At 62.3% G+C, this 12,983-nt stretch carries 10 protein-coding genes; 9 read left to right on the plus strand and 1 reads right to left on the minus strand.

From position 1 onward, the window contains the following. Positions 1–44: 44 nt before the first annotated feature. The gene (locus RPG13_RS11285; protein ID WP_337125034.1) at positions 45–746 is read right to left on the minus strand and encodes a 4'-phosphopantetheinyl transferase family protein; all 702 of its coding nucleotides are present in this window, start codon (positions 744–746) and stop codon (positions 45–47) included. A 391-nt stretch (positions 747–1,137) separates the two neighbouring features. Between RPG13_RS11285 and RPG13_RS11295 the strand changes: the two genes are divergently transcribed. The 9 genes from RPG13_RS11295 (at position 1,138) to RPG13_RS11335 (ending at position 12,950) form a co-directional block, all read left to right on the plus strand. Continuing rightward, on the plus strand, positions 1,138–2,118 hold the full coding sequence (locus tag RPG13_RS11295) for a helix-turn-helix domain-containing protein (protein ID WP_337125035.1): 981 nt from the start codon (positions 1,138–1,140) through the stop codon (positions 2,116–2,118). A 103-nt stretch (positions 2,119–2,221) separates the two neighbouring features. Continuing rightward, a complete protein-coding gene (locus tag RPG13_RS11300) occupies positions 2,222–4,249 on the plus strand; it encodes a hydantoinase/oxoprolinase family protein (protein WP_095483654.1) in 2,028 nt (675 codons plus the stop codon). A gap of 3 nt (positions 4,250–4,252) precedes the next feature. After that, the gene (locus RPG13_RS11305; protein WP_337125036.1) at positions 4,253–6,220 is read left to right on the plus strand and encodes a hydantoinase B/oxoprolinase family protein; all 1,968 of its coding nucleotides are present in this window, start codon (positions 4,253–4,255) and stop codon (positions 6,218–6,220) included. A gap of 156 nt (positions 6,221–6,376) precedes the next feature. Beyond that, on the plus strand, positions 6,377–7,228 hold the full coding sequence (locus RPG13_RS11310) for an FAD binding domain-containing protein (RefSeq protein WP_126103567.1): 852 nt from the start codon (positions 6,377–6,379) through the stop codon (positions 7,226–7,228). Further along, positions 7,225–7,722 carry a (2Fe-2S)-binding protein gene (locus tag RPG13_RS11315; protein WP_126103566.1) on the plus strand — a complete coding sequence of 166 codons (498 nt, stop codon included), beginning with the start codon at positions 7,225–7,227 and terminating at the stop codon, positions 7,720–7,722. The genes RPG13_RS11310 and RPG13_RS11315 overlap by 4 nt, the downstream gene beginning before the upstream one ends. Continuing rightward, positions 7,715–10,063 (plus strand): xanthine dehydrogenase family protein molybdopterin-binding subunit, encoded by a 2,349-nt coding sequence (locus RPG13_RS11320; RefSeq protein WP_337125037.1) that lies wholly within the window; start codon positions 7,715–7,717, stop codon positions 10,061–10,063. Before RPG13_RS11315 ends, RPG13_RS11320 begins: the two co-directional genes overlap by 8 nt. A 12-nt stretch (positions 10,064–10,075) precedes the next feature. Continuing rightward, positions 10,076–10,807, plus strand: coding sequence for a LamB/YcsF family protein (locus RPG13_RS11325; protein ID WP_128241279.1), 732 nt, complete (start codon positions 10,076–10,078; stop codon positions 10,805–10,807). Positions 10,808–10,902: 95 nt separating this feature from the next. Continuing rightward, positions 10,903–12,285 (plus strand): aspartate aminotransferase family protein, encoded by a 1,383-nt coding sequence (locus RPG13_RS11330; RefSeq protein WP_292501997.1) that lies wholly within the window; start codon positions 10,903–10,905, stop codon positions 12,283–12,285. Continuing rightward, the gene (locus tag RPG13_RS11335; protein WP_128284594.1) at positions 12,282–12,950 is read left to right on the plus strand and encodes a nuclear transport factor 2 family protein; all 669 of its coding nucleotides are present in this window, start codon (positions 12,282–12,284) and stop codon (positions 12,948–12,950) included. Before RPG13_RS11330 ends, RPG13_RS11335 begins: the two co-directional genes overlap by 4 nt. Positions 12,951–12,983 lie beyond the last annotated feature (33 nt).

Raw genomic sequence — 12,983 nt, forward strand, 5'->3', positions numbered from 1 at the left:
GAGCCCATGCCGGGTTCACTGAGTGCTGGCTGGCTGCGTGGCTGTCAATGCGCAGAGACGTCAAAACACGAGAACAAGGTTCCATCGCTGTTGCCGAAGCGGCCTTCAAAGCAGCCATTGTCGGCCGCCGCCAGGCGGCTTGGTCGAATGACCATGGCTTTGGCGTTCTCCACATCCAGTTCGACACGAACATCATGAAACGTCAAAAAGCGCCGGTTGAGCGGGAAATGCATTTTGTAGAAGGCTTCCTTTATCACGAACAGAAGCTTTGGCAGGTCGTAGCCTAGGCGCCCTTCGATCACGTCCCGCTCTTTCAATTCCGAAGCAAGCGACACCAGTTTTGTCAGTTCGTCGGAAAGCGGAGAATCTTCCTCGATGTCGATTCCGATGCCGAGGCAATCGGCGGACAATCCGACGGCGACAGCGCACAGGCTTCGGGTATGAGAGATTGAACCGACAATACCTGTCGGCCAGACCGGCGCCCGATCGTGTCCAATCGGGATGACGCTTTCAGGAATGCCCAGGCCCCGCAATGCCTGCCTTGCGTAAATGCGTCCGGCGCGAAACTCACGACGTCGCGCCGGCACGACATTGCCCAGAGACAGTTCTTCTTCGAGCAGCCAATCTCGATCTGCTGGTTTGAAATCGCCGCCCTCGATGACGATGCCATCCGCAACCAATTGTCGAATGGCTGCTATCAGGCGGGCTGGCGAAGAGTCGTCGCGGACTTTCGGTTCACCAGGCAATACCACTCCTTCACCGATCCAAACTGCTGCTGTCTTGCGTTGTAACAGAACGTCGACGAACCGGGCAACGCCAGGTTGCCCAGGGCACCCGTTTAGCGGGGCCCGCCAAGGTGCGCGTCATCGTAGTGGATCGGTTATGACGCAATCGGCCTGTCGATGCTTTTCATCGCCCACGATCTTCGCGTGGCGTCGGTAATCGCCAGCCGCGTTGTCGTCATGCAAGGTGGAAAGATCGTGGCCGGGATGCTGCTCTCCACGCGAACCTGCCGAAAGCGAACCAACTGCCAAACGACCACATAAGTTTATTCGTTTTTGACCAATACGCGCCGGCGAATTCCTGTAATCTTCAGAAAAACACCGGGACAACCGGGCCAAACAGAAAGGTCGGGGAATGAAATACGTCGTCGATACGATCGGCGGTCCCGCAGGCGGTGATGCCTGGCAAGCCGCTGTTACCGAAGCCTATTTTCCGCTCGACACCGAGTATCGGAACCGTCGTGAATTTTCAGGCACGCTGGAAACCTTCTCTCTCGGGCTCGTCAGCGTGTCTAAAATGCGCTGCGATGCTGTAAGCTATCGTCGCCATCGCCGCCACTTCCTCAACGAGCGTGACGCCAGCCTGCTCGTCACCATCCCGGAGATGTCGGAGGTGAATTTCTCGCAAGGATCGAGGACCGTCAATTGCGGTCCGGGGGGCTTCCTCCTTGAGAGGGGAGATGCGCCTTACGAATTCTGGCACGGCAAGCCAAACGCGCTGTGGGTCCTGAAGGTGCCGTCATCGAGCGTTCGGGCACGGATCGGATCTGCCGAACGGCTCAGTGCACTCAGTTTTGACGCTACCCAAGGCATCGCCGCGCTCTTTCTCGACACGGTGCGAACCACGATCGGCCATGTCGATGAGATCACTGAAGTCGCTCGTGAGATGATGGGCAGGCACATCCTGGAAATGCTGTGCCTGTCGATCGTGAGTGACGATCGCGTGCTGGACAGCAGCATCTCGTCGATCCGGGCCGGCCATTTGCATCGCGCCGAGCAGTATATTCGCGACAACCTGAAGAATTCCGGCCTCGGCCCGCAGGCTGTGGCTGATGCCTGCGGCATCTCCCTGCGTTACCTGCAGGTTCTGTTTCAAGACAGCAACCAGTCGATCAACGGCTTCATCCGCGACGCCCGGCTTGAGCTTTGCGCCGAGGAGCTGATGTCGGTGACCAACATCAGCAGCGTTGCCGAGATCGCTTACCGCTGGGGCTTCGCCGACCAGTCTCAGTTCTGCAAGCACTACCGGACGCGGTTCGGCTGCGCACCGACGGATACCCGTCGCGAAGCAGCGAGCCGGGCGGGTCGCGCTTCGACCTTGAGAGAGCGGCACTAGACCCGACGAAGTCCGGGCCAATTCCACCTTTTACTGCGACGTCACCCCGGCAAGGGGCGATGGGGCCGGGCTTTGCCCGCAAAGACCCTACGAAGGAACTGTCATGAGCCGAATAAGAGTTGCCGTCGATGTCGGAGGGACCTTCACCGACATCTGTATCATGGATGAAGACAGCGGCGCGATCCGCATCGAGAAGACCGCCTCCACGCCTGACGATCCCATGCAGGCCATCATGAATGGCGTGGAGCAGGGCCGCATCGATCTTTCCGAGGTGACGATGTTCTCTCATGGCACGACGGTTGCCACCAATGCGCTGATCACCCGCCGCCTGCCACGCACCGCAATGGTCTGCACCGAGGGTTTCCGTGACGTTGTCGAGATCCGTCGCGCCAACAAGGAAGACCTCTGGGACACCTACAAGGATGTCGCCAAGCCCTATATCCCGCGCCGCGACCGGCTGACAGTCCGGGAACGGGTCAGTGCCGAGGGCACGATCCTGGAAGCGCTGGACGAAGAGGCTGCGCGCCGCGTCGCGGAAATTCTCGTGAAACGGCAGGTCAAGTCCATAGCCGTCTGCTTCATGAACTCCTATGTCAACGGCGCCAATGAGCGCCGCATGCGTGAGATCCTGAAGGAGGCCATGCCGGATCTGCCGGTCTCGATCTCCTCGGAAGTGATGCCGGAAATCTTCGAGCACGAGCGTTTTTCCACCACCATGGCGAACGCCGTCTGCGCCCCGGTCGTCGTCGACTACGTGTCGCGTCTCGGAGAAAAGCTTGCCGCGGCCGGATACAAGCGAGATCTCCTGTTGCTGCACAGCGGTGGCGGGGTCATGACACCCGCAAGCGTCAGGGATTTCTCAGCTCGGCTCGCAGGATCGGGCATCGCTGCCGGCGCGATCGCAAGCCGCTTCATCGGAAATCTCTGTGGCTTCCCGAACTCGATCGGCTTCGACATGGGCGGCACCAGCACCGACGTCTCGCTCGCATGGAACGGGGAGTCGCGCATCACAAAAGACTGGTACATCGAATTCGGATATCCGATCCGCTTCCCCTCCATCGAGGTGCTGACCATCGGTGCAGGCGGCGGGTCGTTGGCATGGCAGGACGAAGGCGGCAGCTTGCGCAACGGACCGCAGTCTGCCGGCGCTTTTCCAGGTCCGGCCTGCTACAAGAATGGCAACCGCACTGCCACCAACACCGACGCCAATGTCGTGCTCGGCCGTCTCGGCACCAGCCTTGCGGGCGGCAAGATCACGCTCGACCCCGCCTTGGCCGCCCAGGCGGTGCAGGAGACGGTGGCGGCACCCTTCGGCATGGAAATCCACAAAGCGGCCGAGGCGATCATCGCCGTTGCCAACGCCAATATGGGCAATGCCGTCCGGCTTCTCTCCATCAGCCGAGGCTATGACCCGCGCGACTTTGCGCTCGTCGCATTCGGCGGTGCAGGCGCCTTGCACGGAGCGGCCGTGGCGAAGGAGCTTTCGATTCCAACCGTGATTGTGCCGCCCAATCCCGGCGTCACCTCCGCGCTCGGTTGCCTTCTCGTCGACGTGCAGCACGATTTCTCCGAAAGCTTCATGGCCGATGCTTCGACTGTCTCGCCTGCCGAGATGCAGACAGCCTTTGTTCTAATGGAAGAACAGGCCGTTGAGCGTCTGACCCATGAGGGCGTGGCGCGGGAAGACATGGCGCTGCAGCGCACGGTCGAGATGATGTACCAGGGACAGTGGCGCTCGCTTGCGGTGTCAGCGCCGGCGCGGATCGAGAGCATCTGCTCGCTGATCGAGGCATTCCACAACGAGCACGAACGCGAGTTCAACTACCGCCGCGAAGAGGCGCCGGTGTCGATCTTCCGCATCGCGGTCAAGGCGATCGGCATCGTCCCGAAAGCCGAGATACCGCGGCATGAAGTCTTGCCGCATAAGCCACAGCCGGTCGGCCGCCGCAGCGTCTGGTTCGACGGCGCATCTCATGACGCGGCCGTGTATGAGCGTGAGCAACTCAGCGCCGGCGCTGCCTTCACGGGGCCCGCCATTGTCGAACAGTTCGATTCCACCACCGTGGTTCCGCCGGGAATGAGCGCGACCGTCGATGGCTTCCTGAACATTCTCATCGTGACGAAAGGCTGAGACATGACAAAGCTGATTGAAACGAGCCCTGGCCTCGATCCGGTAACGTTCGAGGTGCTGAAGAACTCCTTCATCACCACTGTCGACCAGATGGCCGAACAGATGCTTCGCACCTGCTATTCCTTCGTCATCTACAACCGAGACTTTTCGAACGCCCTGCACGACGCCGATGGCAACTCTGTCGCCCAGGGCAACTACGACATCGCGGTCCATGTCGGCACGCTGCACAACACGTGCAAGGAGGTGATCCGAGTCTTCGAAGGCGATATGGCACCCGGCGACGTCTACGCAATCAACGATCCCTATGCCGGCGGTACGCATTTCAGCGATGTTCGGCTCGTCCGGCCGATCTTCGACGAAGACAAACTGATCGGCTTCTCCCAGTCGAACGGACACTGGTCGGATCTTGGAGGCTCGGTGCCGGGTTCCTTCGACGTCACCGCCCGAGACATGTTCCGCGAAGGCCTGCGGATCACGCCGTTGCGCCTTTTCCAGCGCGGCCGCTTCTGCTCCGACGTTGCCAACATGATTGCGGCCAACACGCGCGATCCGGCATCGATCATTGGCGACATCCATTCCCAGGCGCAGGCGACGCAGGCTGCCGAACGCGAGCTGTTGCGGCTGGTCAAGAAGTACGGGCGCGGCCAGGTCATGCGCGGTATGGAGGAGGTTCAGGACTACGTCGAACGTGCCGTGCGAAAGCGTCTCGCGGAGCTGCCCGACGGCACCTGGGAGACGGTCGACTACATCGACCGGGATCTCGGTGCCGGCGAAGGCATGATCCCGATCCGCATCAAGATGACGATCAAGGGCGACACGATCCACTACGATTTTACGGGAAGCCATTCGACCATTGCCTCGATGTACAATTCCGCGCCGGGCGCGACCTTCTCGGCCGTGGTCGCCGGTATGAAGACCTTCTTCCCGGATCTTCCACTCAACAGCGGGTTTTACCGGATGATCGAGGTGACCGCGCCGAAGAACAGCGTCGTCAGCGCGGAATGGCCGGTGGCAGTAACCGGGTTCCTGATGCCGTTCGAAAAGATCATGAACGCGATCTTCGAGATGTGGTCGAAGATCATGCCCGAACGCGCTATCGCCTGCGCCTTCAACCTCGAATATCTGCTGGCCGGGGGACGGGACGCGCGCAAACCCGAAAAGCCGATCTTCATGTTCTACGAATGGCTGCCCGGCGGCTGGGGCGGGCGCAACGGCAAGGATGGTGCAGATGTCACCACCGCCTGCTTCGGAACCGGGCTGATGTCGCAACCCAACGAAGGCAACGAGCGGGTGAACCCGACTCGGACGGTCGAGTTCCAGATCAAGCAGGATTCAGCCGGGCCTGGCAAATGGCGGGGCGGCGTCGGCGTGCAGAAGACCTCGTTGTTGCTTGAGGCTGAAAATGCCGTCATGTCCTATATTTGCGACCGCGAGCGCGCTGTCGTCTGGGGTGTCGAAGGAGGCCTGCCGTCGATGCCACACGGCTTGACCATGAAGCGCGCGGGAGAAGAGACCGAGATCTGGCTCGGCTCCGTGTTCTCCGATTACTCCGTCCACACAGGCGACCAGTTCGCTCGTCCGACGGCCGGCGGCGGCGGTTTCGGCGATCCACTGGAGCGCGAGCCCCGCAAGGTGATGGAGGACGTGATCGACGACTACGTTTCTCTGGAGCGCGCCAAGATTGACTACGGCGTGGTGATCCGCGAAATCGACCGCGACCTGTGCCAGTACGAAATCGACGATATGGCTACCGAAGCCTGCCGTGCCGACATCCGGGCGAAACGGAAGGACTGGGCACGCATGGATCCTGAGGAGGTCGCGCGCAAATACCGCTCCGGCGAGATCGATACGCTCGATGCGGTTCGGCACTATGCCGTGATCCTCGATTGGGAGACTGGCGAACTCCTTCCCAAAACCACCGCCCAGTTCCGTGAGAGCTTTGAGAAACGGACGGTCAGTCACTGGGCCTGAGCGCTAGAGAGCGCGCCCCAAACCTTGCGGGCGCTCGCAGGGAGTTATCTGTTTTTTAGATACCATTTCAAGGAATTACTATTTCACAGGAGCCTAAAGCTGGAGCAACAATGTTGCAACGCTGCGAAAGTCGGCTGCTTCCGAGGGGTATGACAGATGGCAACAAGCGTGGGACGATTGTTCACCGCAGCCAGCACTATTGAAGAGGCAATGGCCGCACGCCGGCAAGGTGCGGCGGTGCTTGCCGGCGGCACCTGGATGATGCGTGATCCACGGCGTGGGGTCGACCTTCCCGAGGCGGTGGTCGCACTCCACCGAATACCGGCCTTGTCCAAGGTCGAAATCGGCTCGGACCATGTCGTGATCGGTGCGGCTGTTACCCACGCAGTCCTTGGTCGCGAGTTGCACGGGGCAGCGGGTTTCGAAGGTTTGGTTGCCGCGGCGGAGGGTGCGGCCAATCCCGGCATCCGAAGGGTCGCCACCGTGGGCGGCAACCTTTGTGCCCTCGACTTTGCCGCCGCCGATCTCGCCCCTGCGCTTCTCGTCTGTGAGGCGACGGTGGAACTGGAGACGTTCGAAGGCCCAAAACTCCTCGGTATTTCGGATTTCCTCAAAGACAGGCATACGTTGCTGGCCGAAGCGATTGTGACGAAAATTCATCTGCGCCGCGACCTGGTCGCAAGTGCTCATATCCGCCTGCCGCTTCGGAAAGCTGGCGACTATCCGGTCGCCATCGTCTCCCTCGGGGTGGACAAGGACAAACGATGTCGCATCGCCGTCGGCTCGGTGGAGCCGGTAGCGCGGCGCTGGACGGCGCTCGAACAGGCCATGAGGGCAGGCCCGGCCTCCGCGCTCGATCCGGAACGCGCCGCCGAGCTTGCACTGGAGCACAATGATTTTCAGGGCCGCGACGGCAAGGAAGCGGAGGGTTGGTACCGGCGCCAGGTTCTTCCGTCGCTGGTCAAGCGCGGTGTTGCCGCACTTCTCAAGACCGGGGGCGTGGCATGACCGTGAGATTCCAGCTGAATGGCGAGGACTGCCGCTTTGATGGCGATCCGATGACGCCGCTCGTCGACATCTTGCGGCAGGAACGATTCCTGACGGGGACCAAGGCCGTGTGCCGCGAAGGCTTTTGCGGCGCGTGCACGGTGCATGTCGACGACGAAGCGGTGCCGTCCTGCCTGAAGCCGGTTGGACTCGTCCATGGATGCGCGGTGACGACCATCGAGGGAATGAGTTCTGGAAACCAGGCGCTGCACCCGCTCCAGGTCAATTTCGAGGCGGCCGATGCCGTGCAATGCGGCATGTGTTTTCCGGGAATGGTCATGAGCCTTTCGGCGTTCGTGCGTGACAATCCGCATGCGAGCCGTCCCGAAATCAAGGCGGCGATGGTCGGCAACATCTGCCGCTGCACAGGATATGAGCGGATCGTCGACGCCGTGGCCGAATGCCTCGACCAAGCGCGGAAGGCTGGCCAGTTGGTGGGAGGCACCCATGTCTGAGCTGTCCGCCACGGTGATGAATCTTCCCCGCCGCGATGCGCAGGACAAGCTGCGCGGGCGGACGAAATACACCAACGACCGGATTCGCCCCGACATGTTGCATGCCGTGCTGCTGCGGTCGACCGTTCCCGCGGGGCGTATCCGCAAGCTCGACGTTTCGGCGGCACTGCGCTGTCCTGGCGTGCGCGCGGTGGCGACCGGCGCCGATGCGCCGGGACTCTACGGCATCGGCATTGCCGATCATCCGCTCTTGGCGATCGACACGATCCGCTATCACGGCGAGCCAATCGCCGTCATCGCCGCCGAGACGGAGGAGCAGGCGCGGGCGGCACTTGCCGCCATCATGCTCGAGGTCGAGCCGCTGGCACCGGTGTTCACCATGGCCGAAGCGCTCCAGCCCGCCGCCCGCCTCGTCCACGAGGGCTGGCGCGGCTATGAGGTGATCACGGAGGGCGGTGCACGTGCCGGCAACATCGCATGGGAGGCAAAATCCAGCCGCGGTGACGTCGATGCGGCCTTCGCCCGTCCCGATATACGCATTGTCGAGAGCAGCTTCACCGTCGGTCGGCAGAGCCATGTGCCCTTCGAACCGCGCGTTGCCATCGGCTCCTGGGAGGACGGCCGTGCTCACATCCAGACCTCGACGCAGGTGCCTTGGACCGTGCGCAACGTCACCGGAAGGGTCATGCAGCTTTCACCCGGGCGTGTGCGGGTCACTGTACCCCCTGTCGGTGGCGGGTTCGGCCTGAAGTTCGATGCGTCCATCGAGCCTATCACGGCACTTCTGGCGCGGATGACCGGGCGCACGGTGGTCCTGGAAAACACCCGGCAGGAAGAGATGGCAACCTGCCTCTGCCGCGAGAATGCGGAAATCCGCATTCGGTCCGCTGTCACCGCCGAAGGATACATCGCCGGGCGCGAAGCGGTCGTGCTGATGGATTGCGGCGCGTATGGCGGTGAGCAGGTCTTCCTGACGACGATGACGGCGCACACGCTGGGCGGCAATTACAGGGTTGGCGCAACGCGGCTCGTCAGCCGCGCCGTATACACCAACACACCACCCAACGGTGCTTTCCGAGCTTGCAACGGCGTCTACAACACATTCGCGTTGGAGCGACACACCGACGAAATCTGCGGTGCGCTAGGCTTCGACCCAATGGAGTTCCGGAAGAAAAATGTCCTGGGAGATGGTGATCTCGGTGCCACGGGCCAGGTTTTCGAGGCCGACGTGCTGGGTCCGATGCTCGATCGTATGGAGGCGTTGCGTGCCAGTACCGGCACATCCGAAGCGAAGGCCGACGGCAGGCTCTATGGAATTGCGACCACGGTCGGCACATGGTTCGTGTTTGTCGGACCCTCGGCGGCAACGGTGAACTTGAACGCCGACGGCAGCGCAACGCTGGTCACGTCGGGTGTGGAGATCGGATCGGGCACGATGGTGCAATCCCTGCCGCAGATGGTGGCTGGGCAGCTTGGCCTCGCTCCCGACCAGGTGATCGTGCGCGAAGCCGATACAGATGCCGCCGGCCTCGATGTCGGCGTTGGCGGTGGGCGCACCACCGTGTCCATTGGTGCTGCGAGCATCGCCGCCTGTGCAGAGGTGCGGGAGAAGCTGCTGCGGACCGCCGGCGAGATGCTCCAGACCCGACCGGAAGACCTGGTGCTGCGGGACGGTCGTGTCGAGATCACCGGACGTTCCGGTTCCGGTATGTCGATCCCCGCCGTCGTCGCCCATGCGCAGGCCACCATCGGCCCGATCACAGGAAGTGGAGCCTTTACCGCCAGGAACACTCCGGCAATGTCCGGCTGCGCCATGGGGCATTTCATCGATGCGCTCGACATCCCCGTCTTCGTCGTTCACGAGGCCGAGGTGGCGGTTGATCCGGACACCGGTCATGTCGAGGTGCTGGCCTATCGCGTGGTTCAAGATGTCGGCCGCGCGCTCAACCCACGCGCCATCCTGGGCCAGATACAGGGCGGCGTGGTGCAGGGGCTGGGCTATGCGTTGCATGAGGAGGTGACGCTCACCGCCGACGGACGCATCGCACAGGACGATTTCGAGACCTATCGCCTGCCGCTGGTGCAGGACGTGGTTCCGGTCGCCGCCGACCTCTACGAGGGCGCGCCGTCGATGGGGCCTCTAGGCACCAAGGGCGCGGGCGAGGTCCCAATCCTGGCCGTGGGCGCGGCGATCGGCTGTGCGGTGGCGCGCGCCATCGGCAAGCCGGTGCAGCAACTGCCACTGACGCCGCCGCGCGTGCTTCGACTGCTGCACGAGCGCGAACCACCGCCGGAATTCCCGCACATCGCCCCCGGCTGGGCAGCAAACACTCTGGGCTGAGGCAAGCAAACCATGGTCACCCTGAACTGCGACATGGGGGAAAGTTACGGCAACTGGCGCTTCGGCGACGATGCCGGCATCATGCCTCATATCGATTGCGCCAACATCGCCTGCGGCTTCCACGCCTCCGATCCATGGACGATGCTGAAGACCGTGCGGCTCGCGCTTTCTCATGGAAAGCAGGTTGGCGCGCATCCTTCCCTTCCCGATCGCGAGGGGTTCGGTCGGCGCGAAATGAAACTTCAGCCGGAGGAACTGACAGCCGCCTTCCTCTACCAAATCGGTGCGCTGACAGGAATGCTGGCCGCCGAGGGCGGGCAACTCAGCCATGTCAAACCGCATGGCATCATCTACGGCATGGCCGCGCACGACATGGACACTGCCCGGGCGATTGCCGCGGCGGTCAAGCCGTTCGGCATCCCGCTCTTCGGCATGGCAGGAACCTGTCACGAGACGGCAGCAGTTGAACTCGGCGTTGCCTTCGTGGGCGAGTTCTTTCCCGATCTTGCCTACGCTCCCGGCGGCAGCCTGATCATCCCGCGCGTACAGTCGGCCATCGACCTGACGCTTGCCGAGCACCGCATGGTGGGGGCGCTTACCCGACGCGAACTCGTCACCACAGACGGCACGGTCCGCCCGGTCGACTTCGACACCGTCTGCATCCACTCCGATCCGCCGAATGCGCGCGACGTCGCCGCGCTGATGCGGCGGATCATCGACACCCATTCCAAAAGCCTCCCATGATTCATTTTTCCGAATCGTGAAAGCTCCACGCATGGGATCGAGGACTATCTCGAACTCACAGCCCAAACCATTTCCACAAGCCGCTGAGGACTTCCATGGAAGCGCTTTCCAACTCTCTCGCCGCCGCCGACATCGCTACCACCATGCATCCTTACACCAACCTGCGTCAGCACGAAAAAGCCGGGCCGCTGATCATCAGCCGCGGCGACGGCATCCGTGTGTATGACGAACGCGGCAAGGAATATATCGAAGGGCTCGCCGGGCTCTGGTCGGTGGCCGTCGGCTTTTCGGAAAAGCGGTTGGCCGACGCTGCCTATCAGCAAATGCTGAAGCTGCCTTACTACCACATCTTCTCCTCCAAGGCGCATGAGCCGTCCATCCGGCTCGCGGAGAAACTCGTGGAGATGACGCCGGAAAACCTGACGCGTGTTTTCTTCACGTCGTCGGGCTCGGAAGCCAACGACACCATCGTCAAGATGGTGTGGTTCATGAACAACGCGCTGGGCCGGCCCAAAAAGAAGAAATTCCTGGCACGGACCAAGGGCTATCACGGCATCACCGTCGCCTCCGGCAGCCTAACGGGCCTGCCGATCAATCATCGCGACTTCGATCTGCCGGCGATTCCCGTTCGCCACCTGACCTGCCCGCACTTCTATCGTTTCGGCTTGGAAGGCGAAGACGAAGCCGCCTTCACGGCGCGTCTGCTCGCCGAGCTGGAAGCTGTGATCGCGGAAGAAGGGGCTGACACTATCGCAGCCTTCATAGGAGAGCCGCTTATGGCAGCCGGCGGCGTTCTGCCACCGCCGGTCGGGTACTGGGAAGGCGTGGAGAAAATCTGCCGGGCAAATGATATCATTCTGATAGCAGACGAGGTGATCTGTGGTTTCGGGCGGCTCGGCACGCCCTTTGGCTGCCAGAAATTCAGCTTCACGCCCGATATCATGACGCTTTCCAAGCAAATTACCTCCTCCTACATGCCGCTGGCCGCGGTGATGTTCTCGGAGGCGATCTATCAGGCGATCGCCGACAACACCGCAACGATCGGCAATTTCGGCCACGGCTTCACGGCGTCAGGTCATCCGGTTGCCACGGCGGTGGGTCTCGAAAACCTCGCCATCTTCGAGGAGCGGGACCTGATCGGAAACGCGGCCCGCCTTGAGACGTCGTTCCAGGCCGGCATCCGCTCATTCGCCGATCACCCGCTTGTCGGCGAAGCGCGGGGCACCGGTCTTATCGGCGCCGTTGAGCTGGTGGCAGACAAGGCGACGAAACGCCCCTTCGCCAAGGTTGGGTGCGCAGGGACTATCGCAGGAGGGATCGGCCACGAGGAAGGCCTCATCTTCCGCGCCATCGGCGACCAGCTCGCGCTCTGTCCGCCGATGATCTCGACAGAAGACGATGTGAAGGAAATCATGACGCGCATGGGCCGGACGCTTGAGCGTCTGACCGGTGCGGTCGCCAAGGAGGGACTTGAATGACCCGTATGAAAGCCGAACCGGTCGTCCATATCGACGACGAACGCTTCCGGGTCACCGAATGGCGCTTTGCCGCCGGGGCCGAGACCGGCTGGCACATCCATGGCTATGACTACGTCATCGTGCCGCTTACGGACGGCAAGCTCGGTCTCGAAGGCCCGGACGGCGCGCAATCGCAAGCCGCTCTCACCCAAGGGGTGCCCTATTCGCGGCGGACAGGTGTGGCTCACAACGTCATCAATGCCGGCAATGCGCCGCTCGCATTCCTGGAGGTTGAGGTCGTGGAGGCTGGCGACCTCACAGCCAGGCGGCTCGCCGTGCTCGACCGGTTCCTCGCGGCCTGGAACGCCCGCGACGTGGGCGCGCTGATGGACTGCATGGCTGAGAATTGCGCTTTCCACGGCTCGGCCGGCCCCGATGCCGAAGGGCGCAAGCATATGGGGCGTGACGCCGTGCGCGTCGCCTATGCAGCGCTGTTCGATGCCTTCCCGAAAGCCGTGTGGACCAGGGGACGACACGTCGTGACGGGCGACAACGGACTTTCATCATGGCGCTTCGTCGGCACCACGGCAGCGGGGCAGCAAATCGAAGTCGACGGCTGCGATATCTTCGCTTTTTCGGGGGAGCTCATAGCGCTCAAGGATTCCTACCGCAAAGCGCGAGGGTAGCGAAAATCTGAATTCATCGGCAATGAGGGCGGT

Origin of the sequence: Mesorhizobium sp. ISC15 (assembly GCF_037162615.1) — a bacterium.
Lineage (GTDB): Bacteria > Pseudomonadota > Alphaproteobacteria > Rhizobiales > Rhizobiaceae > Mesorhizobium > Mesorhizobium mediterraneum.